The organism is Mesorhizobium sp. M1D.F.Ca.ET.043.01.1.1, assembly GCF_003952385.1.
Lineage (GTDB): Bacteria > Pseudomonadota > Alphaproteobacteria > Rhizobiales > Rhizobiaceae > Mesorhizobium.
Window position 1 is genome coordinate 4,604,173 of record NZ_CP034444.1, and the last position, 23,593, is coordinate 4,627,765.

Consider the following 23,593-nt stretch of genomic DNA (forward strand, 5'->3'; position numbering starts at 1 on the left):
TATGGCAGGTCCAGGCGATAACACGCGCAACAAGCCGAGGAACGGGTCTGAAGCGGACAGCTTCAAGCGCGCTGTCACCGTCTGCATGCGCGCCGTCGCCGGCGACAAGGACCTCGAGGTCGGCTTCGCCAAGGATCGGCCGGCGCTGGCGGGAAATCGCGCCCGCCTGCCCGAGCTGCCGAAGAAGGCTTCCCGCAACGATATCGCGATCACCCGCGGCATCGGCGATTCCATGGCGCTGAAGCGCGCCTGCCACGATCAGCGCATCCACTCGAAGCTGGCGCCGGAAGGCAAGCTGGCGCGGGCTATTTTCGATGCCGTCGAGCAGGCGCGCGTCGAGGCGATCGGCAGCCGCGTCATGCAGGGCGTGGCCGACAATATCGGCTCGATGCTCGAGGACAAATACGCCAAGGCGAACCTGGTCGACGTCAAGGACAAGGCCGACGCGCCGCTCGAGGAGGCGGTGGCGCTGATGGTGCGCGAGAAGCTGACCGGCCGCGCCGTGCCGAGGAGCGGCGAGCGGCTGGTCGACCTGTGGCGTCCCTGGGTCGAGGAGAAGGCCAGCGCCGATCTCGACGGCCTGTCGTCCAAGCTCGACGACCAGCAGGCCTTTGCCCGCATCGTGCGCGACATGCTCGTCTCCATGGAAATGGCCGAGGAGCTCGGCGATGACCAGGAGACCGAAGATACCGAGGACAACGAAGAGAACGAGCAGCAGGGCGAGGAGCAGAGCGAGGAAGGCGGCGAGGACGATTCCGGCTCCGAGCAGTCGCAGTCCGAAGATGCCGAGGCCTCCGCCGACGAGGAAGACTCGGCTGAGACGGAGGCGACCGACGCGACATCGGACGACCTCTCCGACGAGGACGATTCCGACGCCGAGACGCCCGGCGAAGCGCGCCGCAACGACAATCCGTTCCTCAACCTGCCGAAGGAAATCGACTACAAGGTCTTCACCACCGCCTTCGACGAGACGGTCGGCGCCGAGGACCTTTGCGAGGAAGAGGAGCTCGACCGGCTGCGCGCCTTCCTCGACAAGCAGCTCGCCAATCTCTCCGGCGTCGTCGGCCGACTCGCCAACCGGCTGCAGCGTCGCCTGATGGCGCAGCAGAACCGCTCCTGGGATTTCGACCTGGAGGAAGGCTATCTCGATCCGGCGCGGCTGGTGCGCGTCGTCATCGATCCGATGCAGCCGTTGTCCTTCAAGCAGGAGCGCGACACCAAGTTCCGCGACACGGTGGTGTCGCTGGTGCTCGACAATTCGGGCTCGATGCGCGGCCGGCCGATCACCGTCGCCGCGACCTGCGCCGACATCCTGGCGCGCACGCTGGAGCGCTGCGGCGTTTCGGTGGAAATCCTCGGCTTCACCACCCGCGCCTGGAAAGGCGGGCAGGCGCGCGAGAAATGGCTGAAGGACGGCAAGCCGCCGAATCCGGGCCGGCTCAACGACCTGCGCCACATCATCTACAAGTCGGCCGACCATCCGTGGCGGCGGGCGCGGCGCAATCTCGGCCTGATGATGCGCGAGGGCCTGCTGAAGGAGAACATCGACGGCGAGGCGCTGCTTTGGGCGCATAATCGGCTGATCGGCCGGCCGGAGCAGCGCAAGATCCTGATGATGATATCGGACGGCGCGCCGGTCGACGATTCAACGCTCTCGGTCAATCCCGGCAACTATCTGGAGCGCCATTTGCGCGCGGTGATCGAGCTCATCGAGACGCGCTCGCCGGTGGAGCTTTTGGCCATCGGCATCGGCCACGATGTCACGCGCTACTATCGCCGCGCCGTCACGATCGTCGATGCCGAGGAACTGGCGGGCGCCATGACCGAGCAGCTCGCTTCGCTGTTCGGCGAGGAAAGCGCGCGCGACACGCGGCGCGGCGGCTTGCGGCGCGTCGGATGATCTTATCGGGGGGCGGATTCCGGCGGACGGTTTTCGCTTGCGCGGCGGCCTGCGCGACCGCTTCGGCAGCGATTGCGGCCGAGCGAGCTCCGGTCGAGGCGGTCGAGGTTTCGGCACGGCCGATCACCACCTTCCATGTGGGCCATGACGAGAAACTGTTCGGGCCGCTCGAGTTCGTCGGCGGGCTGGAGATGACCTCGCAGTCGCGCGATTTCGGCGCGCTGTCGGCTTTCCGTTTCCTCAAGCCCGGCGGCGATTTCATCGGCGTTGCCGACACCGGCTTCTGGTTCTTCGGCAGCATCACCCACGACGCCGACAAGCGCCCCTCGGGCGTGTCGAGTTTCCGTATGCAGCAGATGGTCGACGCTTCCGGTCGGCCGATCGACGAGAAATGGGAAGTCGACGCCGAAGGCCTGGCGGTCAAGGACGGCATCGCCACCGTCGGCTTCGAGCGCGAGCAGCGCGTCGTCCAGTTCAAGATCGACCCGGACGACATGAAGGGACCGTTCAAGACGCTCGACTATCTGGTCCCGGCCCGGGAGCTGCGCCAGAACCGCGGCTTCGAGACGGTCTCGCATGCCAATCCCTACGGCCAGCACGAGGGCGGCCTGGTCGTGGTTTCGGAAAAGAGCCTCGACAAGGCCGGCAACATCTTTGCGGCAATCATCGAAGGGCCGAGGAAGGGCGTCTTCACCGTCAAGCGCAACGGCGATTTCGACATCACCGACGGCGCCTTCCTGCCCGATGGCGACCTGCTTTTGCTGGAACGCAGCTTCTCGATGGCGCGCGGGGTGAAGATGCGGCTGCGGCGCATCTATGGCGAGAGCATCGAGAAGGGCGCGGTCGCCGACGGCCCGGTGCTGATGGAAGCCGATATGGGCTACCAGATCGACAACATGGAAGGGCTCGACGTCTGGACCCGCGACGACGGCGCGCTGATGGTGTCGCTGGTGTCGGACGACAACCACTCGATCCTGCAGCGGAACCTCTACCTGGAGTTCATCCTGCATCAGGATTGAGCCGCGCTTCGGCGATCCTGGAGTTGTTGTTCAGCGGACCCTGTAGATCTCGACCGGCTTGTCCGCCGTCGCGCCGTCCAATTCCAGCCAGTCGGGAACGTCCCGCTTCAGCAACCGCCCGGCCAGGCCCGTGGGGGCCTCGGCGGCGAGCGACAGCTCTTCCGAATTGCCGCGGCATATGGCGACCAGCCCGACATGTTCGCGCTCGACGATGGCGCGGGCGGCGTCGGGCGTTCCCATGAAGGCGTCGAGCATGGCGAGGTTGCCGCCGACATTGCGATGGTAGGGGCCGGCCAGCGCCCTGTGCCCGGTAAACAACAAAACAGCGGAGCCGAGGTTGGAAGACGCAAGCACCGTCGTTGCCGGCATGGCGGCCAATTGGCTGAAGTCTGCGGCCTTGCCGCAGGTCAGCGCATGGTCCGCGTCGGAGTTGACCTCCCTGGGCACCTTTTGCACCACCGCCTGCGCGGCGACCGCAACGCCGGCCCAGGTCGCGTTGAGCGACACCAGCCATGCCGCCGCGATGCGGGTCGAGACGCGCCATGACTGCGCGGCGTTTGCCTGCAGGCGGATCCTGGCGACCCAGGTCGAGAGCGGCAGCACGGCCAAGGCGACCGAGAAGGTCGAGCTGCGCACCTGCCAGAGGCTGACGGCGAAAGCGACGATCAGCAACATGGCGGCAAGGGCTTCCTCGCGGCGCAGGCGGCGGCTGCGAAGCTGAAGGCCGATCAGCAGGATTGCGATGAAGGGCGTCACATAGCGCGCCGCCATCAGCTTCGGCTGGTTGACGGCCACGCTGAGGAAGGGCTGCGCCTCGACGACGTCGTTCAGCCAATAAGTGCGAATGCGCTCGTCCATGCCGGCATAGGGCGATGCCAGGCATTGCGGGAAGAACACGATCGCAACGGCCGTGATCGCCAGGGCCAATGCGGACATTAAGAAGAAACGCGTCCTGGCCGTCGACTGCCCGGACAGGCCGGCAATGGCCGCAAGGCCGAAGCCCGACAGCGCCGCGATGACGAATTGGAAGGCCGAGAAGGCGTCGCACTGGGCCACGCCCCAGGCCGCCGGCGGTATGGTGGCAACGAGGACCACCGAGGCTATTGCCGCAAATCCGAGGCCGAAGCCGCGCGCGGTTTGGCGCTCTCTTTCGTCGACGATAAAGAGCGCCGCGGCACAGGCGCCAAGCGCGGCCACATAGGGCGCTGTCTCCATGCCGACGGCCAGCGTCAGGCCCGCGCACAGGCCGGACAGAAAGGCGGCCGGCCGCCAGAAGGGAGCCTCCATCAGCAACCAGAGACTGGCCGCCGTCAGCAGGAGCTGGACGTTATGGTGGTCCAGCGTGCCGGGGTTGAAAATGCCGAGAAAGAACAGCGCCGCGGTCGCAAGCACCAGCGACGGCATCGCCACGTCGGCGTCGGCAAAGCGCCGCGAGGCGCGCAGGATGACGAATATGGTGAGCCCGTAAAGGAAAAGCGGCCAGATGATCTGCGCCGCCCTTTCGGCGGCGGCCGTGCCGGCGCCCAGCGCATGGAAGGCCATGATGATCAGCGCGATCGGCGTGTCGACCAGCCGCGACCAGTGCATGACGAAGCCGCCGGTCAGGCCCATCCGGTATTGGTGAAGATCGAACCAGCTCTGTCCCGCCAGCAGGTCTCGAACCTCGACCAGCCTCATCATGCTGTCGTTGTCGGCGCCAAGGTCCGCAATGGTCGGAAAGCCGGAGATCGCGTTGATCGCCAGCACGAGCAGCGTCGCGCAGAGCGCAAGCAGGAGATCATGTTTCCAACCCGTGCCCTGGATGGTCATGCTGGCGGCGATGTCCTGGATCGTTTTGGCGATCCTGCACCAATGGCCGTAACAAAGCGTAAAGCCGGCTGGGTATCTCCGGCGGTTGAAGACGTGAGGCGATGGCGGGCTGGCTCCGGCGGCGCGCGGCCGGTAGGGATCACCGCCCGTTGGTCGCAACCCAGATCACGTGGCGGGCGCCGCGCTTGCCGCGGGCCCGCGTGTTGATCTCCTCGACCGCGAAGCCGGCCTGCTTCAGCCGCCGCGTGAAGCCGCCGTCAGGTCCCTGCGACCAGACCGCCAGGACGCCGCCAGGCTTCAAGGCGGCACGCGCGGCTGCGAGGCCGGCCGCGCCATAGAGCGAGTCATTTTCCTTGTAGACGATGCCTTCGGGACCATTGTCGACGTCGAGCAGGATGGCGTCCCAAGCGGCCGTCTCGGCCCTTATCAATTGGCCGACATCAGCCTCGCGAATGGTGACGCGGGGATCGTCGAGGCAGCCCTCGAAAATCCCGGCCATCGGGCCGCGCGCCCAGGCGACGACCGCGGGGACAAGCTCGGCAACGGTGACGGCAGCGTCCCCGTCAAGCGCGGCGAGAGCAGCGCGCAGCGTGAAGCCCATGCCGAGCCCGCCGATGAGGATGCTCGGCAGCTTGCGGCCAGCGATCCTCTCGCAGGAAAGCTTTGCCAGTGCCTCCTCGGAGCCGCTGAGGCGGCTGTTCATCAGCTCATTGGTGCCCAGCATGATCGAGAATTCATCGCCGCGCCGCTTCAGGCGGAGTTCCTGTGCGCCGTCGGGCGTGAGGGCTGAATCAAGCTGAACCCAGGGGATCACGGTTTAGACCGCGATTGCTGGCTGACTCCAGCGGGCGGCGAGCAGCCGGTAGGGGATCAGCGCCACCACCGCGATGATCAGCTTGACCGAGAGATCGCCCAGCGCCCAGGAGACCCAGCGCATGGTCTCGACGGGCAGCACGCCCATCAGCGGCGCCGTTTCCAGCGCGAAGCCGTCGTTCGGCCCGACAAAGGCGAAGGCGGCGGAGAAGGCGACGCCGAAGAAGACCAGCGTATCGAACACCGAGCCGACCAGCGTGCCGACGATCGGCGCGCGCCACCAGCTCTGCCGGCGCAGCCGATTGAAGACGGTCACATCAAGCAGTTGCGCGATGAGGAAGGCGGCGCCGGAAGCGGCGGCGATCCGCACCAGCCGGTCGGCGGCGGTCTCGAATTCGATCAGGCCGTGGCGGAACAGGAAGGGCGGAACGAGGATCGAGCAGATCACCGCCGTCATGAAGCCGACGAACACCACCTTGCGCGCCACGGCCGGGCCATAGCGGCGATTGGCGAGGTCGGTGACCAGGAAGGAGAAAGGATAGGTGAAGGCGCCCCAGGTCAGCAGGTCGGCCAGCGACAGGCTGCCGACCTGGCCCTGCATCGGGAACTGGACGAGGATGTTCGACGCCACGACGACAAGCGCCATGGCGGCCACGAAGGGCAGGTATCGTGTGAGGAAGTTCATTTTTTTATCCTGGGTAATGGAACCAGCGGAATGTCATGCCGAATCTGCACGACACTCCTTGGAAGGCGGTCGACGCCGCCTGAAAAGCACCTTAGGCGGCCGACTGCTCGGCGAGCTTCTTGGCGATCTGCTTCTTGAGCAGGCGGGCGCGCTGCGACAGCTCCTTGGCGTCTGCCTTGGCCAGGAACGCGTCGAGACCGCCGCGATGCTCGACCGAACGCAGCGCGTTGGCCGAAATGCGCAGGCGAACGTTCTGGTTCAGCGCTTCCGAAATCAGCGTCACATTGACCAGGTTCGGCAGGAAGCGACGCTTGGTCTTGTTGTTGGCATGGCTCACATTGTTGCCGGTCTGGACTGCCTTGGCAGTGAGCTCGCAGGTACGGGACATCTTGTCTAACCTTCAGTTCTGAACCTGCCAAACCATTCTGCCCGCGCCAGGCGGCGCGCGGTCTCGGTCAGGCGGCCTTTGGAAAAGTTGGCGTTCCATAGTTGCATTTCGCCACGCCGTCAAGCTCCGCCAGGTGCGCTACGGCGAGGCGCGCTCCATATAAAGGCCGGATTTCGCCCTATAAGCCCTTCGGGAAGGGATTGCCAGGCTGGAACCGTTGCGTCTCCGCCCGTATCAAGGACTTGCCGCCCGCCATGCTTCGATCATCCCAAGCCTTTGCCGCCCTGCTTGCCGTCATCGTTCCGACGTCGGGTTTCGCCGCAGCCTCGCCGCAGTCCTTCAAGGGCGAATACACGGTTTCTTTCCTTGGCCTTTCGGTCGCCAGGGCGACTTTTTCGAGCCGTTACGACGGCGACAACTACGCCATCAACGGCACTGTCTCGGCCGCGGGCATTGCCAAGCTGTTCGACGACACCAAGGGCACGATCTCATCGAAGGGCACGATTTCGGGCCAGCAGATGCGGCCGCAGGCTTTCCGCGCAGACTACACCTCCGGCAAGAAGGCATCCGCGGTCGACATACGCTTCGCCGGTGGCGCCGTCTCCTCGACGAACGTCGTTCCGCAGCCTGGCAAGCGCGATCCCAAGAGCTGGGTGCCGGTCGGCGCCGGCGACCTGAAATCGGTGCTCGACCCGATGGCGGCCACCGTCATCCATGCCGACAGCCTGGACAAGGTCTGCGGCCGGACCGTCAAATTCTTCGATGGCGAGATGCGCGCCGACCTGTCGCTGACCTATGCCTCGAAAGGCTCGATCTCGGTGCCCGGCTACAAGGGCGACACCGTCACCTGCAAGATGGGCTTCGAGCCGGTGGCGGGCTATCGCAAGGGCCGCAAGGCGCTTGAATTCCTCAAGAACAAGAGCCGCATGATGGTGACATTTGCACCGCTCGGCCAATCCGGCGTATATGCGCCGATCCGTGCCACGGTCGGGACCCAGATCGGTCCGCTGACCATAAGCGCGCGACGGTTCGAAGCAGTGAACTAGGTTGTTTTTGCGCAATTCCGGGCGGAAATCCGCCAGCCACTTTTCCTGGAATTGCTAAGGGCGCCACGGCGCCCCGCCGGGGGGCAGGTATGGGGCGCGCAACACTGATCGGTTTCTCGGCGGTTGCCATGTGGGCGCTGCTTGCCCTGCTCACCGACGCCTCCGGGCAGGTGCCGCCGTTTCTGCTGTCGGCCATCACCTTCGCCATCGGCACCTGTGTCGGTCTTGCCGCCAGGCTGGTGATGCCGGCCCCGGACAAGAGCCGGAAGGTGCCGCCGCAGGTGTGGCTGATCGGCATTGCCGGGCTGTTCGGCTATCACTTCTTCTACTTCACGGCGCTGCGCAACGCGCCGGCGGTCGAGGCGAGCCTGATCGCCTATCTGTGGCCGCTGCTCATCGTGCTCGGCTCGGCGCTGATGCCGGGCGAACGGCTCGCCTGGAACCATGTCGTCGGCGCGCTGCTCGGCCTTGCCGGCACTTTCCTCATCGTCACCAAGGGCGGCGGGCTCGCCTTCGACGCGCGCTACGCCTTCGGCTATGCGATGGCGGGCGTCTGCGCGCTGCTCTGGTCGTCCTATTCGCTCCTGTCGCGACGCTTCCCGTCGGTGCCGACCTCGATCGTCACATGGTTCTGCGCCGCGACGTCGGTGCTTTCGCTCGCCTGCCACCTGCTGCTCGAAACGACCGTGCTGCCGGATGGCCCGGGCCAGTGGCTGGCCGTCGTCGGCCTCGGCTTGATGCCGGTGGGGGCCGCCTTCTATGCCTGGGACATCGGCGTCAAGCGCGGCAACATCCAGGTGCTGGGGGCGGCAAGCTATGCCGCGCCGCTTTTGTCGACGCTGGTGCTGATCGCGGCAGGCGTTGCCGAGCCGTCGCTGCGCATCCTCGCCGCCTGCGTGCTTATCACCGGCGGGGCGGCGCTCGCGGCCAAGTCGCTCCTGCTGCGCAAGCCGGCGACCGGCGGAGCAAGCGCATGATGCCGTTTGCGGGCGGCCTCGAGGCCAACCCGAATGCGACGCTTCTGTTCTCGATCGCCGCCTCGGCGATCTACGTCCTGGCGCTTGAGCTTTCGCCGCGCCTCGCCCGCTCCGCCGCCAAGACGCTGGCCGTCGCCTTGCTGGCGGCGCTTGCCGTCATGCAGGGCGGTCCGCTGCTGCTCGTCGCGGCATTGGCGCTCAGCGCCGCCGGCGATGCGTTCCTCTCGCGCGACGGCGAAAAGGCGTTCCTTGGCGGGCTGGCGAGCTTTCTTGCCGCGCATGTCGCCTATGTCGCCCTGTTCATCGAGGCGGGCGGCGGGATCGGGCTGCTCGCGGCCGAACCCTGGCGCGGCGCGATCGCCCTGGTGATGGCGGCGTTCGTTATCGTGATGCTCGCCGCGCTGTGGCGCCGCGTCGGTCCACCCTTGCGTATCCCGATCGCCGTCTATGTCGCGGCGATCCTCGCCATGGGCATCTCGGCGCTAACGACCGGCTACCCCTGGGTGATCGCGGGCGCCGTGCTGTTCATGGCCTCGGACGGCTTGCTGGCGGCCGAGCGCTTCCTACTTACCGCGATCTCGCCGCATCGCGTCTGGATGCGCTACGCGGTCTGGGTGCTCTACTATGCGGCCCAGCTGGCAATCACGCTTGGTTTTCTCTTGAGTTAAGAGGTTTTCGGCTGCCAGCCCGGCTCGGCAAGCTCGAAAGCCGCGAAGTCGAAACCCGGCGCCACCGTGCAGCCGACCAGCGTCCATTCGCCGAGGCTGCGCGCCGACTGCCACCAGCCGGCCGGCACCACGATCTGCGGCCGCTCGCCCGCGGCAAGCGCGGCGCCCAGCACCTGCTCGATGACGGCGCCGGAGCCTTCCTCATGCATGGCGAGCGCCAGCGGCGCGCCGGCATAGAAGTGCCAGACCTCCGCCGCATCCTTCACCCGGTGCCAGGCCGAAAGCTGGCCTTTCTCCAAAAGGAAATAGATCGCGGTGGAATGGCCGCGCGGGCCTCCCGAAGCGTCGCGAAACGTCTCGGCATACCAGCCGCCTTCGGGGTGCGGCTGGAGCCCCAGCGTTGCGATGATTTCGGCGGCGCTGGTCATGAAAGAGGTCTTTGACCTTGATGCATGTCGTTATCCCAAAAGCCACATACTTTTCGGGCGGCATGCATCAGAAATTGTCCTTGCGCTTGCGGATCTCCGCGAACACCTCAACGTCGCTCGCCCTCTCCATGCCGAGATGCTTGCGGATCGTCGGGTCGTGCCAGCGCAGGAACGGATTGGTCGACAGTTCCTCGCCGATCGTCGTCGGCAGGGTCGGCTTGTTGTCGGCGCGCAGCGCCTCGATCCTTGCGGCGCGTTCCTTCAAGGCCGAATTGCTGGGGTCGACGGTCAGCGCGAAGCGGGCGTTGGCCAAGGTGTATTCGTGGCCGCAATAGATAACGGTCTTGGCCGGAAGGGCGGCAAGCTTCTTCAGCGACTCGTGCATCACCGGCGGCTTGCATTCGAACAGCCGGCCGCAGCCCAGCGCAAACAGCGTGTCGGCGGTGAAGGCCACCTTCGAGGCCGGCAGATGGTAGGAGACATGGCCGGCGGTGTGGCCGGGCGTCTCGATGACCTCGATCCTTTCCTCGCCAAGGCGGATGACGGAGCCTTGTCTGACGGTCTCGTCGATGCCAGGAATCTTCGCTTTCTCGGCTTCCGGCCCGATGATGGTGAGCTTGAAACGCTCCTTCAGGGCCAGATTGGCCTCGACATGATCGCCATGATGATGCGTGGTCAGGATCATGGTCGGCGTCCAGCCGGTGCGCTTGATCGCGGCCAGGATCGGGGCTTCCTCCGGAGCGTCGATGATCGCCGTCTGGCCGCTTTCGGGGTCGTGAACCAACACACCGAAATTGTCGGTGCGGCACATGAACTGTTCGATTTCGACCGGCATATCGGCGCTCTCCGTTATCGCCGCAGACATAGGGCGCCCGGCCGCCGATGTCATCCGCCTTTGTTGAACTCGGCATTTATCGCGGCTACCGTCCCAGCCATGCATTCCGATATCGTCGATCTCCGCTCCTTCTATTCGACCACGCTCGGGCGCCTTGCCGAGCGCGCGATCACCATGGCGCTGTCGTCGATATGGGCAGCCGTTCCGAACGAGCGACTGGTCGGCCTCGGCTACACGCTGCCCTGGCTGGAGCGCTTCGGCACCGACGCCGAGCGCGTCTTTGCCTTCATGCCGGCGACGCAAGGGGCTGTGGTGTGGCCGGCGACGGGACCGACGGCGACCGCGCTCGTCTTCGACGAGGAGCTGCCGCTGGTCGATTCCTGCATCGACCGCATGCTGCTGGTCCATTCGCTCGAACATGTCGAGAATCCGCGCGAGACGCTGAACGAGATCTGGCGCGTGCTGTCGCCGGCGGGCAGAGTCGTCATCGTCGTGCCCAACCGGCGCGGCGTCTGGGCGCGCTTCGAGCACACGCCGTTCGGCAACGGCCGGCCGTTCTCGCGCGGCCAGCTTACCGAATTGCTGCGCGAGGCGAATTTCACGCCCGCCGCGTGGTCCGATGCGCTGTTCTTCCCGCCGTCGCCACGGCGGTTCATGATGCAGTTCCATAACGTGCTGGAGCGGGCCGGCCGGCGCTTCTGGCCGATCTTCTCCGGCGTCATCGTCGTCGAGGCGCAGAAGCGCCTTTACCAGGGCGTGCCGGTCGCGCAGCGCGCATCGCGCCGCGTCTTCGTGCCGGTCTTCTCGCCGCAGGGCGCGACGCGACTCGGCCGAAAGTCGGCCGACACGCTGCGCCGGACAAAGCAGATGACGCGTTCGTGATCGGGGGCAAACCTTGCATCGCACGGCAATCATCACCCTATCTCAGGGCCGGGTTCGAGGTGCGGCATCGGCGTCGATGACCGTTTCCGAAAGCAGGGATACCGCGTATGGATGACAAGCCCCGCGCCGAACAGGCAGCGTTCTCGGTCGAGTCGAGCAGCCTCTCCGACCAACTGGCGGCGATCAGGCTGGCGCTGAAGACGTCGCCGGTGCGCAGGCCGCTCCTGTGGGCCTCGATCGGCATTGTCGGCGTCATCGTCGCGACCTCGATCGGGCAGGTCCTGCTCAACCGCTGGAACCAGCCCTTCTACGACGCGCTGGCGCGGCGCGACCTGCCGGGATTCCTGCACCAGCTGATGGTTTTTGCCGCAATCGCCAGCAGCCTCCTGGTGCTCAATGTCGGCCAGACCTGGCTCAACCAGACGATCCGGCTGAAGTTGCGCGAGGCGCTGACGCTCGACCTCATCGACGAATGGATGCGGCCGGCGCGCGCCTTCCGGCTCACCCACGCGGGCGCCATCGGCGTCAACCCCGACCAGCGCATGCAGCAGGACGCCGGGCATCTCTCCGACCTGTCGACAGACCTCGGCGTCGGTTTGTTGCAATCCTTCATCCTGCTTGTGTCCTTCATCGGCGTGCTGTGGGAGCTCTCCTCCGGCTTCGTCTTCGATATCGGCGGCCATTCGCTGGCGATACCCGGCTACATGGTCTGGGCGGCGATCCTCTATGCCGGCATTGCCTCCTGGCTGAGCTGGCTGGTGGGCCGGCCGCTCATCCGCTTCAACAGCGATCGCTACACGCGCGAGGCGGAGCTGCGCTCCTCCATGGTCCGCGTCAACGAGAATATCGACGCCATCGCGCTTGCCCATGGCGAGGCGGACGGCCGCCGGCAGCTGGAGGTCGATCTCGCCAGCGTGCTCGGCGCCATGCGGCGCATCTACGGCGCCCAGATCAACCTGTCCTGGGTCACCGATGCCTATGGCTGGATCACCGTGGTGGCGCCGATCCTGGTCGCGGCGCCGGTCTATTTCGCGGGCGATATCAGCTTCGGCGGATTGATGATGGCTGTCGGCGCCTTCAACCAGGTGAATTCCTCGCTGCGCTGGTTCATCAACAATATCGGCGCCATCGCCGACTGGCGGGCAACGCTGATGCGCGTCGCCGACTTCCGCATCGCGCTCGGCGAAACGGACATCCTGCATGCCAAGGAAAAGCGCATCGCGTTCGGCGAGAACGCGAATGGCAAGCTGACATTCGACAAGCTCGAGGTCGCCTCTCCCGACGGCTGCACCAGGCTTGCCGAGACGGATGCCGAGATAAAGGCCGGCGAGCGCGTCATGATCACCGGCGATCCGCGCGCCGGCAAGACGCTGTTCTTCCGCGCCATCGCCGGCCTTTGGCCCTGGGGAAGCGGGCGCATCGGCATGCCGGCCGGGGAGAGGCCGTTTTTCGTGCCGCGCACGCCCTATTTCCCGCTCGGCACGCTGCGCGACGTGCTCAACCACGCCGAAGGCGCCAGGATCGACGACGCCGAGATTTCCGCGGTGCTCGGCGAAGTCGGCCTCGAGCGCCTGTCGTCGCAGCTCGACCGCTCGGCGCGCTGGGAGCATGAACTGGCCGACGAGGAACAGCGGCTGCTCGCCTTCGCGCGGCTGGCGCTGAGGAAGCCGAAATGGGTGATCATCGACGAAGCGCTGGATACATTCGACGGCGCCACGCTGCGGCGCGTGCTGGCGATGCTGCAGGCCAGGCTGCCGGACGCCGCCATCCTCAATATCGGGCGTGGCCTGCACAACAACGAGTTCTTCCCGCGCGCGCTCACCATCGTCAAGGACAGCGGCCGATCGGCGCTCAAGCCGGCCCGCCTTCGGGCCGGCGCGATCGAACCCCCGCCGGCCGCGGCGCACGCCAGGAAATAGCTTTATTTCGCCGTGATCGCGGTGAAGAATCCCGGCGTGGTGGGAGCCTGCCATGCTCAAGCTGCTCAGCCTGCTTGCATGCCTTGCCTGCGCCGAGGCAGCGCCAATGCCTGCAATCGGCGGCACTGCCGTCGATGTCGAACTGGTGCTGGCCGTCGACATCTCGCAATCGATGGACGAAGGGGAGTTCGCCCTGCAGCGCGCCGGCTATGTCGAGGCGCTGCGGCATCCCGATTTCATCAATGCCGTGCGTTCGGGTTCGAGGGGCCGCATCGCGATCGCCTATTTCGAATGGGCGGGCGTCGTGCGCGGTGACGGCGTGATCGCCTGGCAGGTCATCGACGGCGCGGACAGCGCCAACGCCTTCGCCGACAAGATCGCGGGCCGTCCGTTCCGGAGCTTTCGCGGCACCTCGATTTCCGGCGCTCTCGGCTTCGGCGCCGCGCTTTTGCAGAAAAACGGCTTTTCGGCGCCGCGCCGGGTCATCGACATATCGGGGGACGGGCCCAACAATGCCGGGCTGCCTGTCGCCATGACCCGCGATGCGGCCCTGGCCGAGGGCATCATCATCAACGGCCTGCCGATCCTGATCAGCCCGTCGCCGAGCGTCAGCCATCTCGATCGCTACTATGCCGACTGCGTCACAGGCGGCCCAGGTTCGTTCGTGCTGCCGATCTATGCGGCGTCCGAATTCTCGACCGCGATCCGCCGCAAGCTGATCCAGGAGGTGAGCGGTATCGGTCACCTCAGAACGGTTCGCGTCGATGCCCAGGCGCCGACCGATTGCCTGCTTGGCGAGCGGCTGCGGCAGCGGTTTTCCGATCCGTATTTTCCGGAGCTGGATCGATGAACTGGAGCGCGCCAGACGTTCCAACTTCTGTTTTTCGCAATTCCGGACGGTTTTGTCCCAGGCGCCCTTAAACCGCCCGGGCGCCGTATTTGGCGCGGAACTCGTCATAGCAGTCGCGGCGCCAACGCCGGCCGACGACATAGCCGCGCAGCAGTTCGGCCGGCGAGTAGCCGAGCGCCTTGGACGACCGGTTGGCGAGGTAGCCCGAAAATGCCTGCGGCAGCCTGCCCTTCAGGATGTCGGCGATGATCTGGCGCGCGATCATATAGGGCGGGACGTCGGGATAGCGGTCGGCGATGTAGGGGTGCTTGCCGATCAGGTTGGCATAGGCCTCGACATAGCCGTCGCGTCGGCCGGAAATCGAATTTTCCGAATTGTACTTCTTCCAGTCGATATCATCCGACAGCAAGCCGCCGCTGCGGTTGGCAAAACGCAGCAGCAATTCGCGGTCCTGCATGCGCGTGATGTCGCTGTCGAAGCCGCCGATCGCAAGCAGCGATTCGTGCCGGGCGGTGATCGCCGAGCCGGCGATGAAGATCGTCTGCGAGACCAGGGCGCGCTGCAGCGTGCTTTTGTCGAGCAAGGCCTGGCGGTTGATGCATTTGGTGCTGCGGTTGCCCTTCACCGAGATGAAGGAGCTGATCAGCACTTCGAGCGAAGGGTTTTTGTCGAAGTGCGACAGCGTCCGGTCCAGCCGGTCCGGCAGATAGACATCGTCCGAATCAAGGAAGGTCACGATCGGCGCCCGCGCGCGCTCGATGCCCGCGTTGCGCGCGGCATTGGCGCCCCGCCATTTCGCGCCGACATAGATCAGTCGGGGGTCGCGAATTTCGGCGAGCGCCAGGGCGGTGCCGTCGGTCGAACCGTCGTCGACGACGATGTGCTCGAAGCGGGTAAGTGTCTGGGCAAGAACGCTTTCCACCGCGCGCACGACCTGGCTGCGCCGGTTGTGCGTCGGTGTGATCACGGTGATCAGAGGAGCTGTGTCGGAAGCGGTCGGCATCTAACCTTCGTTGTGGGGCGGACAAGCAACGATCGGATCGATCCCGCACCTGCCCTTTATGTCCACCGCCCCCGATGGATTCGACAAAAACGGTACCGAAAAGATGCGGCTATGTCACCTGAAGCGTCGCTTAAGCGTCAGGGTCGGTGCGTATTTCCTCAATGTCATGCGGTTTGAAGGCAACACTTTGCGACGACCTATCCCCAGCCATGCCCGACACTGTCAGGAACGACTTCCACCACGACCGAACAGGTTGGATGTTGCGCCGCCATCATCTTTCCACGACCGCAGTCAGCGCTTGAGCAGGAATACCGCCTGCTGGCCGAAGAAGTTCCAGAACCACCAGGGCATCGACAGGCCGATCTTCTGGCCGTTGGCGTCGAGCGCGGTGGCCTTCTCGACCGTCGCGCCGAGCTCCTCGCACAGATTGACGAAGTCGCGGATGGTGCAGAAGTGGATGTTCGGCGTGTCGTACCAGGAGTAGGGCAGGTCCTTGGTGACCGGCATCCTGCCCTTGATCAGCAGCGAGAAGCGCACGCGCCAGTGGCCGAAATTGGGGAAGGAGACGATGGCGCGGTTGCCGATCCGAAGCAGCTCGTCGAGCACCACCTTCGGATTGCGGGTCGCTTGCATGGTCTGCGACAGCACGACGAAATCGAAACCCTTGTCGGGATAGAATTTCAGATCCGTGTCGGCATCGCCTTGGACGACGGAAAGGCCGCGCGCCACGCATTCGTTGACACCTCGCTGCGACAGCTCCAGGCCGCGGCCGTCGACCTGCCTGGTCTCCTGCAGAAGCTCCAGCAGCACGCCGTCGCCCGAGCCGACATCCAGCACGCGCGAATGCGGCGGGATGAGACCGGTGACGACCTCGAGGTCGACTCGCTGCGCACGATTGACGCTCATGGGCACACCTCCGGCCTTGGAGCCTTTGCGGCCACGGGGAATCCTGGCGCCGCGCAAATGCGGCCAAAACAGAGGGATCGCGCGCCGCTCACAGGCTGAGCCCCCTGGCGCGTGCGGCCGAGGCGATGAAGCCGTTGATGGCCGCGAACAGTTCCGGCTCGTCGAGCAGGAAGGCGTCATGGCCGCGATCGGTCTCGATCTCGACGAAGGAGACGGAGGCGCCGGCGGCGTTCAGCGCATGCACGATCGAGCGGCTCTCCTCGGTCGGGAACAGCCAGTCTGATGTGAAGGACACCAGGCAGAAGCGCGTCTTGGTGCCGGCGAAGGCGTCGGCCAGCCTTCCGCCATGGTCGGCGGCGAGGTCGAAATAGTCCATCGCGCGGGTCAGATAGAGGTAGGAGTTGGCGTCGAAGCGGTCGACGAAGGTCATGCCCTGATGGCGCAGATAGCTCTCGATCTGGAAATCGGCGTCGAAACCGAAGGTGAGCGCTTCGCGATCCTGCAGGTTGCGGCCGAATTTGCGGTGCAGCGCTGCTTCCGAGAGATAGGTGATATGCGCCGCCATGCGCGCCACGGCGAGCCCCTTTTCCGGCCGCCTGCCGAAATCCAGATATTTGCCGCCGTGCCAGTCCGGATCGGCCATGACGGCCTGCCGCCCGACCTCGTGGAAGGCGATGTTTTGCGAGGAATGGCGGGCGCCGGTGGCGATCGGCAGCGCCGAGAAGACGCGCTCCGGGTAGCTTGCGGCCCATTGCAGCACCTGCATGCCGCCCATCGAGCCGCCGAGCACGCAAAACAGCTTCTCGATGCCGAAATGGTCGACCAGCATCAGCTGCGCGCGCACCATGTCGCGGATGGTGATGATCGGCAGGTCGAGGCCATAGGGCCTGCCGGTCGCCGGATTGGTCGAGGCCGGGCCGGTGGAGCCGAGGCAGCCGCCGACGACGTTGGCGCAGATGACGAAAAAGCGGCTGGTGTCGATGATCTTGCCGGGGCCGATCAGCACCTCCCACCAGCCCGGCTTGCCGGTCACCGGATTGGTGTTGGCGACGTGCTGGTCGCCGGTCAGCGCATGGCAGACGAGGATGGCGTTGGAGCGGGCGTCGTTGAGGGTGCCGTAGGTCTGGTATGCGACCTGGAACGGCGACAGCACCGTGCCGGCATCGAGCCTCAGCGGCTTGTCGGGACCGAACGGCAGCACCGGGCTCGACGGGCGGTCGGCCTCGTTGTTGGTCCTTGGAGCGCGCTGAGCGGCCATTGCATTCCCCATCCAGTCCGCATCGATCTCACCGACGCGGTGTCCGGCCGGCCGCGGACAACAAAAAACCGGCTCGCCTTCGCAAAGCCGGTTACAGGTTGCAAACGGCCCTTTAGCGAATTGTTTAACGTGGCTGCAAGCCGACCGGCCAAATCACCACGGGAAGTCCGGCTGCTCTTCTAGGACCAGCATCGCGCTTCGTCAACGGCCAGCAGCCTTGGCGCGAGCGCGGCACTCGACATTCCGGGCCACGGCCTGTATTTCCGCAGCGGCCTCCGGACCGAGGCCTTCTCGACGGATTTGTGACATGAAGCAGGATCAGCCACGTCCGACGCCCCGCGCGGGCATCATGGACATCGAGGCCTACGTGCCTGGAAAAAGCACCGCGCCCGCCGGCGTGACGAAGGTCTACAAATTGTCGTCGAACGAGAATCCGCTCGGGCCTTCGCCGAAGGCGATCGAGGCCGCGCGTGAAGTGGCAGCGAAGCTCGACGTCTATCCCGACGGCTCCGCCCGCCGGTTGCGCGAGGCGATCGCCGAGGTGCATGGCCTCAACCCGGCAAACATCATCTGCTCCAACGGCTCCGATGAGATCCTCGGCCTGTTGGCGCAGACCTATCTCGCGCCCGGCGACGAGGCCGTGTTCACCGAGCACGCCTTCATGGTCTACAAGATCTACATCCAGGCCGCCGGTGCCAAGCCGGTGGCGGTCAGGGAAACCGACGAGCGCGCCGACATCGACGCGATCCTGGCTGCCGTCACGCCGCGAACAAAAATCGTCTTCCTTGCCAATCCCAACAATCCGACCGGCACTTACGTGCCGTTCCAGGAGGTGCGCCGGCTGCATGCCGGATTGCCGAAGAACGTGCTTTTGGTGCTCGACGCGGCCTATGCCGAGTACGTGCGGCGCAACGACTATGAAGCCGGCATCGAGCTGGCGGGCAGCGCCGAGAATGTGGTCATGACCCGCACCTTCTCCAAGCTCGGCCTCGGCGGCGCGCGCGTCGGCTGGATGTACGGGCCGGCGCATATCGTCGATGCGATCAACCGCGTGCGCGGCCCCTTCAACGTCAACGCGACCGCGATCGAGGCCGGCATCGCGGCCATCCGCGACCGCGCCCATGTCGAGCGCAGCGTGGAGCACAATGCGAAATGGCTGGCCTGGCTGAATGAGGAACTGACCAAGCTCGGGCTGCGCGTCACGCCCAGCGTCGGCAATTTCGTGCTGATCCATTTTCCCGACGACAAGCGGCATTCGGCGGCGGCGGCGGACGATTATCTGAGTGCGCGCGGCTACATCCTGCGCCGTGTCACCGGCTACGGCTTCCCCAATGCGCTGCGCATGAGTGTCGGCACCGAAGAAGCCAATCGCGGCGTCGTCGATGCGCTCAAGACCTTCCTGAAGAGCTAGAGACCATGGCATCACCGATGTTCGAAAGAATAGCGCTGGTCGGCATCGGCCTGATCGGCTCGTCGCTTGCCCGCGTCATCCGCCGCGAAGGCCTTGCTCGCCATATCGCCATCGCGACGCGCAGCAAATCGACGCTCTACCGGGCCGGGGAACTCGGCCTTGGCGATTCCTACACGACCGATGCAGAAGAAGCGGTGCGCGACGCGGATCTCGTCATAGTGTCGGTTCCGGTCGGGTCGTCCGGCGAGGTCGCCGCCGAGATCGCGCCGGCGCTGAAGAAAGGCGCCATCCTGACAGATGTCGGCTCGACCAAGGCCTCCGTCATCGCGCAAATCGGGCCGCATGTGCCCGAAGGCGTGCACTTCATCCCTGGCCACCCGCTGGCGGGCACGGAAAAATCCGGGCCGGATGCCGGCTTCGCCGACCTCTTCGACAACCGTTGGTGCATCTTCACGCCGCTGCCGGACACCGACCCCGAGGCGCTGGAGAAGCTCTCGGAGTTCTGGCGCCGATGCGGCTCCAACATCGACACGATGGACCCGCAGCATCACGACATGACCTTGGCCATCGTCTCGCATCTGCCGCACATCATCGCCTACAACATCGTCGGCACCGCCGACGATCTGGAATCGGTGACCAAGACGGAAGTCATCAAATATTCCGCCTCCGGCTTTCGCGACTTCACTCGACTGGCTGCCTCCGACCCGACCATGTGGCGGGATGTCTGCCTGCACAACAAGGACGCGATCCTGGAAATGCTGGCGCGCTTCTCGGAGGACCTCGCGTCGCTGCAGCGGGCGATCCGCTGGGGCGACGGCGAAAAGCTGTTCGACCTCTTCACCCGCACCCGCGCCATCCGCCGCTCGATCATCGAGGCCGGCCAGGACATCGATGTGCCGGATTTCGGCCGCCAGGCGGTCGAGCATCCGGGAGCCAAATCCTAAGCTGTTCGCGCGGCTGTTATGACGGCGGCCAGTGGGCTGCCATCATGGCCAACGTCTCGGCCCGGTCCGGCGCGCCGAGCCGGCCGCCGAAGCGCAGGCATTTGAGCGCGGCGGCGGCGCTGGCAAAGCGCAGCGCCTGCTCGACAGGCATCGCTTCGGCAAGGCCGATGGCAAAAGCACCGTGGAAGACATCGCCGGCGGCGAGCGTGTCTACTGCCTTGACCTTTGGCGCTTCGACATGGCGGACGCGGCCGGCTGCCCGGTCATGCCACCAGGTTCCTGCAGCGCCTCCCGTCACCGCGACAAAGGCGTCGGTGCGCGAGGCAAGATCTGCGCAGGCGCTTTCAGGGTCGAGTGCGTGGCCGCAGACGATGCGCGCCGCCGGCTCAGAGGCGACGATGTGCGAAGCCAAGGGCAAGAGCCGTTCCAGCACCTCGACCGGCGCGGTGTCGGCGTCGAGGATCGCCGGACGGCCGGCGTCCCGCGCGGCCGTCAAGGCAAGTGCAGCGGCGCCCGGCCAGCGCACGTCCGCCAGCACGGCGTCGAAGGCGGAAAGATCGGCAAGCGGCAGGGAGCCGGGATCGGCTTGCGCCTTGCCGTCATAGAAGGGAACGATGATGCGCTCGCCATGGGTATCCACCAGGATCGCGGCCAGCGCAGAGCGCGCGCCGGCGACGCGGCGGACCAGGCCGCAGTCGACGCCTTCCGCCTCGATCTCGGCGATCAGCCGGTCGCCGACCGCATCGTCTCCCGCGCTCGCCCAAAGCGACACATCGGCGCCGAGGCGATGCGCGGCGCAGGCGGCGCTCGTCGCCATGCCCGAGGCGATCTGGACACCATCGCCGGCGATGAATTTGCCCTGATGCGTGGGGAGCGCCTCGACATGCAGGATCGTATCGAGCGTGAAAGCGCCGACACTGAGCAGTTTGACCGGCCTTGCCATTATCGGCCTACTCTACCGGCTTGATCTTGCCAAGCGGGATGAAGCCGAGCGAAGCCTTGCCTTTGACGACCTTGAGCGGCATGGACGGCTCGCTGCCGAGCATGGCAATGCCGGCAAAACCCTGCTCGATCTCGCTCTTGTGCTCGGGAATGGCGCCGGCGAGGATGGCCGCCACCGCCTTGGGGTCCTTGAGCTTGATCTTCAGGCTGGCATCGATCAGGCCGTCCGCGTCGACCGAGATCGGTCCGGACACGGTGATGCGCGCCGTTCCCGACGACAGGTCGAGGCTGGCAATGTCGACGGATTGGCCGCGCAGACTTTTGGGCGGCTTCGCGATCAGCGCCACCCCGTTCCTCACCGTCGCCTCGCCGCCGCCGTCCAGCGCCGGCAGCAGGCGGCCGCCGATCGCGTTGGCGTTGATCTCAAGATCGCTGAAGCTGCCGGTATAGACGATATCCTGGCCGTTGGGCTGCAACTGGCCAGCGGCCTGGCCGGCGCTGAACAACTGCATGGGATCAGTGTCGTCGGCCGGATCGGTCTGTCCGGACAGGCCCTCCGCCTGCAGCAAAATGCGCCGGGGAAGCGGCCATGACAGTTTGACCGTGGCGCGCAGTTGGTCCCAGTCGAGCCACAGCGGCGGCATGCCTGGCGCGACGGTCCGCAACGGCCCGCGCAGGTCCGCCACGGGCGACAAGGGCTGGGTGATCCGGGCGACGGCGCTAAAATCGCCGATCGACGCCGCGACATTCCGGGCATCGTCCTGATAGGCCAGGCTGTCGCAGGAGACAGCGAAGTTAAGCGGATAACCGCTGACCGTGAGATTGGCGCAGTCGGCCTTGATGCCTTTGCTTCCGAGCGCGGCAACGGTCCGCTCCGCCTCGATCTTGACCCGGCCGGCGAGATAGAACCATCCGCCGCTGTAGAGCGCGAACAGCACCAGTATGAATGCGGCAAGCCAGAACAGCCGGCGGCGAGATTTGCGCGATCGCTGGTCACTTGACGTCATGCTGCGGCTCTCGTTAACCCCTCGTGCGGCGAGCGGGCTGTTAATCTCACGCACAAGAAGCGGGGACGGAAGAAACACCTTATCGGTGCGATGTCGTCACTCGAATGCGATCAGGCTTGGCGATATGGGCGATTTTTGGGTTTTTGGCTATGGGTCGCTGATCTGGCGGCCGGGATTCGCACATGTCGAGACGCGGCGCGCCCGCCTCTACGGCTATCGCCGGTCGCTTTGCGTCTATTCCTTCGTGCATCGCGGCACGCGCGAGAGGCCGGGACTGGTGCTCGGCCTCGACCGCGGCGGCTCGTGCATCGGTCTTGCCTTTCGCGTGCCCGGCGATTTGCGCGACGAAGTGCTTTCCTATCTGCGCGAGCGCGAACTGGTGACCAGCGTCTATCTCGAACGCGCCCTCGATGTCCGGCTGGATGGGGCAGGACGAGGCGGAACGGTCGAAGCGGTCGCCTACATTGTCGACCGCGCGCATGAGCAATATGCCGGCGGGCTCGACGCCGGGCATGCGGCAGAAGTCGTGCGCGGCGCGGTCGGCCAGTCGGGCAGGAACGAGGACTATGTCTTGAGCACGGTGGAGCATCTGAAAGCGCTCGGCATCCGCGACCACTGGCTGGAAGACGTAGGGCGGCGGGTCGCGCCTTCGTGAAGGGCATTTCCGGCGAACCAGATCGCCTCCAATGCTCTATCTCTTTGTTTTTCCGCAATCCCGGACACAAGGCTACGGCGAGGCCGCTGACCCTAACCGCTGCGCACTTTTGCTGGAATTGCTCTGGCCCGATCAAAAAGCAGAACCATGCCTTTGACCTCGGCAAGGCGCGACCTAGCTTAACGGCAATCCATCCCACCAAGCCCTTGCCCTTCTTTGGGCGTCCAGGCCTTCCCAGCATCACGGAGATCAATCTTGCAGAAACGCCGTCTCGGTCGCACCGACCTTTCCATCGCGCCGCTGGTCCTGGGAGGCAACGTCTTCGGCTGGACCGCCGACGAGAAGACCTCGTTCGACCTGCTCGATCGCTTTGCCGCGGCCGGCTTCAACGCCGTCGACACGGCGGATGCCTATTCGCGCTGGGCGCCGGGCAACAAGGGCGGCGAATCCGAAACCATCATCGGCAACTGGATGAAGAGCCGCGGCAATCGGGACAGCATTGTTGTCATCACCAAGGTCGGCTCCGACATGGGCCAGGGAAAGAAAGACCTGTCAGCGGCCTATATCGAGAACGCGGTGGATCAGTCGTTGAAGCGGCTGCAGACCGACGTCATCGATCTCTATCTGTCGCATTGGCCCGACCCGGCCACGCCTTACGAGGAAACGCTCGGCGCCTATCAGCGCCTGCTCGAGAAGGGCAAGATCCGCTATCCGGGCTGCTCCAATCTCGATGCCGGACAGTTGCGCGCGGCCCTCGATGTCGCCAGCCTGCGCAGCCTGCCGCGTTATGAGGTTCTGCAGCCTGAATACAATTTGTACGACCGTTCTTCGCTGGATGGCCCGCTGCTCGATCTCTGCAAGGGGCAGGATCTCGGCGTCATCACCTATTTCAGCCTGGCCAAGGGTTTTTTGAGCGGCAAATACCGCAGCAAGACCGATCTCGGCCAGAGCGAGCGCGGCGAAGACGTGGCCGAGTATCTCAACGAGCGCGGCATGCGCATCCTCTCCGCGCTCGACGCGGCCGCCGGGCGCCATTCTGCCAAGCCGGCGGAAGTGGCGCTCACCTGGATCATGGCGCGGCCGGGCGTCACCGCGCCGATCGCCAGCGCCACGACGCCCGCCCAGATGGACAGCCTGATCCGCGCGGCGTCGCTGAAACTTTCCGCCGACGACATTGCCGCGCTCGACCGCGCCAGCGCCTAAACGTCTCTTAAGGCAGGCGCGCGAAGCCGATCGGCTCCACGCACG

23 protein-coding genes and 1 riboswitch are annotated in these 23,593 nt (G+C 65.6%); of the genes, 12 read left to right on the forward strand and 11 right to left on the reverse strand.

Translation table 11 applies throughout. The features are described 5' to 3' along the window. Window position 1: 1 nt before the first annotated feature. On the forward strand, window positions 2-1,900 hold the full coding sequence (cobT, locus tag EJ067_RS22255) for a cobaltochelatase subunit CobT (RefSeq protein ID WP_126087383.1): 1,899 nt from the start codon (window positions 2-4) through the stop codon (window positions 1,898-1,900). After that, window positions 1,897-2,919, forward strand: a complete 1,023-nt coding sequence (locus EJ067_RS22260; RefSeq protein ID WP_126087384.1) for an esterase-like activity of phytase family protein — start codon at window positions 1,897-1,899, stop codon at window positions 2,917-2,919. Before cobT ends, EJ067_RS22260 begins: the two co-directional genes overlap by 4 nt. A 30-nt stretch (window positions 2,920-2,949) precedes the next feature. On the opposite strand, the gene EJ067_RS22265 is transcribed toward EJ067_RS22260, so the two are convergent. The 4 genes from EJ067_RS22265 to rpmB all read right to left on the reverse strand — a co-directional run bounded on the left by EJ067_RS22265 (window position 2,950) and on the right by rpmB (window position 6,614). Next, window positions 2,950-4,728 carry a GtrA family protein gene (locus tag EJ067_RS22265; RefSeq protein WP_126087385.1) on the reverse strand — a complete coding sequence of 593 codons (1,779 nt, stop codon included), beginning with the start codon at window positions 4,726-4,728 and terminating at the stop codon, window positions 2,950-2,952. 139 nt (window positions 4,729-4,867) lie between these two features. Next, window positions 4,868-5,542 (reverse strand): hypothetical protein, encoded by a 675-nt coding sequence (locus EJ067_RS22270; protein ID WP_126087386.1) that lies wholly within the window; start codon window positions 5,540-5,542, stop codon window positions 4,868-4,870. Between the two features lie 3 nt (window positions 5,543-5,545). Beyond that, window positions 5,546-6,226, reverse strand: coding sequence for a queuosine precursor transporter (locus EJ067_RS22275; protein ID WP_126087387.1), 681 nt, complete (start codon window positions 6,224-6,226; stop codon window positions 5,546-5,548). A gap of 91 nt (window positions 6,227-6,317) precedes the next feature. Next, on the reverse strand, window positions 6,318-6,614 hold the full coding sequence (rpmB, locus tag EJ067_RS22280; RefSeq protein ID WP_126087388.1) for a 50S ribosomal protein L28: 297 nt from the start codon (window positions 6,612-6,614) through the stop codon (window positions 6,318-6,320). 254 nt (window positions 6,615-6,868) lie between these two features. Here rpmB and EJ067_RS22285 point away from each other — a divergent pair, with 254 nt between their 5' ends. The 3 genes from EJ067_RS22285 (at window position 6,869) to EJ067_RS22295 (ending at window position 9,305) form a co-directional block, all read left to right on the forward strand. After that, window positions 6,869-7,660, forward strand: coding sequence for a DUF3108 domain-containing protein (locus EJ067_RS22285; protein WP_126087389.1), 792 nt, complete (start codon window positions 6,869-6,871; stop codon window positions 7,658-7,660). Window positions 7,661-7,749: 89 nt separating this feature from the next. Further along, window positions 7,750-8,637 carry an EamA family transporter gene (locus tag EJ067_RS22290; RefSeq protein ID WP_126087390.1) on the forward strand — a complete coding sequence of 296 codons (888 nt, stop codon included), beginning with the start codon at window positions 7,750-7,752 and terminating at the stop codon, window positions 8,635-8,637. Further along, the gene (locus tag EJ067_RS22295; RefSeq protein ID WP_126087391.1) at window positions 8,634-9,305 is read left to right on the forward strand and encodes a lysoplasmalogenase; all 672 of its coding nucleotides are present in this window, start codon (window positions 8,634-8,636) and stop codon (window positions 9,303-9,305) included. The genes EJ067_RS22290 and EJ067_RS22295 overlap by 4 nt, the downstream gene beginning before the upstream one ends. Here the strand turns inward: EJ067_RS22295 and EJ067_RS22300 are convergent. Next, on the reverse strand, window positions 9,302-9,733 hold the full coding sequence (locus EJ067_RS22300; protein ID WP_126087392.1) for a cupin domain-containing protein: 432 nt from the start codon (window positions 9,731-9,733) through the stop codon (window positions 9,302-9,304). The genes EJ067_RS22295 and EJ067_RS22300 overlap by 4 nt on opposite strands. A 67-nt stretch (window positions 9,734-9,800) precedes the next feature. After that, window positions 9,801-10,568 carry a hydroxyacylglutathione hydrolase gene (gene gloB, locus EJ067_RS22305; protein WP_126087393.1) on the reverse strand — a complete coding sequence of 256 codons (768 nt, stop codon included), beginning with the start codon at window positions 10,566-10,568 and terminating at the stop codon, window positions 9,801-9,803. A gap of 99 nt (window positions 10,569-10,667) precedes the next feature. On the opposite strand from gloB, the gene EJ067_RS22310 reads away from it, so the two are divergent. From EJ067_RS22310 to EJ067_RS22320, 3 genes are all read left to right on the forward strand, one after another. Then, window positions 10,668-11,450, forward strand: coding sequence for a methyltransferase domain-containing protein (locus tag EJ067_RS22310; protein WP_126087394.1), 783 nt, complete (start codon window positions 10,668-10,670; stop codon window positions 11,448-11,450). Between the two features lie 107 nt (window positions 11,451-11,557). Then, window positions 11,558-13,369, forward strand: a complete 1,812-nt coding sequence (locus EJ067_RS22315) for an ABC transporter ATP-binding protein/permease (protein ID WP_126087395.1) — start codon at window positions 11,558-11,560, stop codon at window positions 13,367-13,369. 52 nt (window positions 13,370-13,421) lie between these two features. Continuing rightward, window positions 13,422-14,219 carry a DUF1194 domain-containing protein gene (locus EJ067_RS22320; protein WP_126087396.1) on the forward strand — a complete coding sequence of 266 codons (798 nt, stop codon included), beginning with the start codon at window positions 13,422-13,424 and terminating at the stop codon, window positions 14,217-14,219. A gap of 67 nt (window positions 14,220-14,286) precedes the next feature. On the opposite strand, the gene EJ067_RS22325 is transcribed toward EJ067_RS22320, so the two are convergent. The 3 genes from EJ067_RS22325 to EJ067_RS22335 form a co-directional block, all read right to left on the reverse strand. Continuing rightward, the gene (locus tag EJ067_RS22325) at window positions 14,287-15,222 is read right to left on the reverse strand and encodes a glycosyltransferase family A protein (protein ID WP_126087397.1); all 936 of its coding nucleotides are present in this window, start codon (window positions 15,220-15,222) and stop codon (window positions 14,287-14,289) included. A gap of 291 nt (window positions 15,223-15,513) precedes the next feature. Continuing rightward, window positions 15,514-16,128: a methionine biosynthesis protein MetW gene (gene metW / locus EJ067_RS22330; protein WP_126087398.1), complete on the reverse strand. Its 615-nt coding sequence runs from the start codon at window positions 16,126-16,128 to the stop codon at window positions 15,514-15,516. A gap of 88 nt (window positions 16,129-16,216) precedes the next feature. Beyond that, window positions 16,217-17,386, reverse strand: coding sequence for a homoserine O-acetyltransferase (locus EJ067_RS22335; protein ID WP_126087399.1), 1,170 nt, complete (start codon window positions 17,384-17,386; stop codon window positions 16,217-16,219). Window positions 17,387-17,478: 92 nt separating this feature from the next. Beyond that, window positions 17,479-17,556: riboswitch (SAM riboswitch) on the reverse strand. Window positions 17,557-17,693: 137 nt separating this feature from the next. Between EJ067_RS22335 and hisC the strand changes: the two genes are divergently transcribed. Together hisC and EJ067_RS22345 are read left to right on the forward strand one after the other, a co-directional pair. Further along, window positions 17,694-18,797, forward strand: coding sequence for a histidinol-phosphate transaminase (gene hisC, locus EJ067_RS22340; RefSeq protein ID WP_126087400.1), 1,104 nt, complete (start codon window positions 17,694-17,696; stop codon window positions 18,795-18,797). 5 nt (window positions 18,798-18,802) lie between these two features. Next, window positions 18,803-19,741 carry a prephenate/arogenate dehydrogenase family protein gene (locus tag EJ067_RS22345; RefSeq protein ID WP_189510073.1) on the forward strand — a complete coding sequence of 313 codons (939 nt, stop codon included), beginning with the start codon at window positions 18,803-18,805 and terminating at the stop codon, window positions 19,739-19,741. Between the two features lie 16 nt (window positions 19,742-19,757). Here the strand turns inward: EJ067_RS22345 and EJ067_RS22350 are convergent, their stop codons facing one another. Then, window positions 19,758-20,684: a sugar kinase gene (locus tag EJ067_RS22350; protein ID WP_126087401.1), complete on the reverse strand. Its 927-nt coding sequence runs from the start codon at window positions 20,682-20,684 to the stop codon at window positions 19,758-19,760. A 7-nt stretch (window positions 20,685-20,691) separates the two neighbouring features. Continuing rightward, complete coding sequence (locus tag EJ067_RS22355; protein WP_126087402.1) at window positions 20,692-21,690, reverse strand: DUF2125 domain-containing protein; 999 nt, start codon at window positions 21,688-21,690, stop codon at window positions 20,692-20,694. A 124-nt stretch (window positions 21,691-21,814) separates the two neighbouring features. Here EJ067_RS22355 and EJ067_RS22360 point away from each other — a divergent pair, with 124 nt between their 5' ends. Beyond that, window positions 21,815-22,345, forward strand: coding sequence for a gamma-glutamylcyclotransferase (locus EJ067_RS22360; protein WP_126087403.1), 531 nt, complete (start codon window positions 21,815-21,817; stop codon window positions 22,343-22,345). Between the two features lie 255 nt (window positions 22,346-22,600). Further along, a complete protein-coding gene (locus tag EJ067_RS22365) occupies window positions 22,601-23,548 on the forward strand; it encodes an aldo/keto reductase (RefSeq protein WP_126087404.1) in 948 nt (315 codons plus the stop codon). Window positions 23,549-23,593 lie beyond the last annotated feature (45 nt).

Excerpts from the sequence above, each read along its gene's own strand:
- cobT (WP_126087383.1), top strand. The coding sequence starts at position 2 with ATGGCAGGTCCAGGCGATAACACGCGCAACAAGCCGAGGAACGGGTCT.
- EJ067_RS22260 (WP_126087384.1), top strand. The coding sequence starts at position 1,897 with ATGATCTTATCGGGGGGCGGATTCCGGCGGACGGTTTTCGCTTGCGCG.
- EJ067_RS22265 (WP_126087385.1), bottom strand. The coding sequence starts at position 4,728 with ATGACCATCCAGGGCACGGGTTGGAAACATGATCTCCTGCTTGCGCTC.
- EJ067_RS22275 (WP_126087387.1), bottom strand. The coding sequence starts at position 6,226 with ATGAACTTCCTCACACGATACCTGCCCTTCGTGGCCGCCATGGCGCTT.
- rpmB (WP_126087388.1), bottom strand. The coding sequence starts at position 6,614 with ATGTCCCGTACCTGCGAGCTCACTGCCAAGGCAGTCCAGACCGGCAAC.
- EJ067_RS22285 (WP_126087389.1), top strand. The coding sequence starts at position 6,869 with ATGCTTCGATCATCCCAAGCCTTTGCCGCCCTGCTTGCCGTCATCGTT.
- EJ067_RS22290 (WP_126087390.1), top strand. The coding sequence starts at position 7,750 with ATGGGGCGCGCAACACTGATCGGTTTCTCGGCGGTTGCCATGTGGGCG.
- EJ067_RS22295 (WP_126087391.1), top strand. The coding sequence starts at position 8,634 with ATGATGCCGTTTGCGGGCGGCCTCGAGGCCAACCCGAATGCGACGCTT.
- EJ067_RS22300 (WP_126087392.1), bottom strand. The coding sequence starts at position 9,733 with ATGACCAGCGCCGCCGAAATCATCGCAACGCTGGGGCTCCAGCCGCAC.
- gloB (WP_126087393.1), bottom strand. The coding sequence starts at position 10,568 with ATGCCGGTCGAAATCGAACAGTTCATGTGCCGCACCGACAATTTCGGT.
- EJ067_RS22310 (WP_126087394.1), top strand. The coding sequence starts at position 10,668 with ATGCATTCCGATATCGTCGATCTCCGCTCCTTCTATTCGACCACGCTC.
- EJ067_RS22315 (WP_126087395.1), top strand. The coding sequence starts at position 11,558 with ATGGATGACAAGCCCCGCGCCGAACAGGCAGCGTTCTCGGTCGAGTCG.
- EJ067_RS22320 (WP_126087396.1), top strand. The coding sequence starts at position 13,422 with ATGCTCAAGCTGCTCAGCCTGCTTGCATGCCTTGCCTGCGCCGAGGCA.
- EJ067_RS22325 (WP_126087397.1), bottom strand. The coding sequence starts at position 15,222 with ATGCCGACCGCTTCCGACACAGCTCCTCTGATCACCGTGATCACACCG.
- metW (WP_126087398.1), bottom strand. The coding sequence starts at position 16,128 with ATGAGCGTCAATCGTGCGCAGCGAGTCGACCTCGAGGTCGTCACCGGT.
- EJ067_RS22335 (WP_126087399.1), bottom strand. The coding sequence starts at position 17,386 with ATGGCCGCTCAGCGCGCTCCAAGGACCAACAACGAGGCCGACCGCCCG.
- hisC (WP_126087400.1), top strand. The coding sequence starts at position 17,694 with ATGAAGCAGGATCAGCCACGTCCGACGCCCCGCGCGGGCATCATGGAC.
- EJ067_RS22345 (WP_189510073.1), top strand. The coding sequence starts at position 18,803 with ATGGCATCACCGATGTTCGAAAGAATAGCGCTGGTCGGCATCGGCCTG.
- EJ067_RS22350 (WP_126087401.1), bottom strand. The coding sequence starts at position 20,684 with ATGGCAAGGCCGGTCAAACTGCTCAGTGTCGGCGCTTTCACGCTCGAT.
- EJ067_RS22355 (WP_126087402.1), bottom strand. The coding sequence starts at position 21,690 with ATGACGTCAAGTGACCAGCGATCGCGCAAATCTCGCCGCCGGCTGTTC.
- EJ067_RS22360 (WP_126087403.1), top strand. The coding sequence starts at position 21,815 with ATGGGCGATTTTTGGGTTTTTGGCTATGGGTCGCTGATCTGGCGGCCG.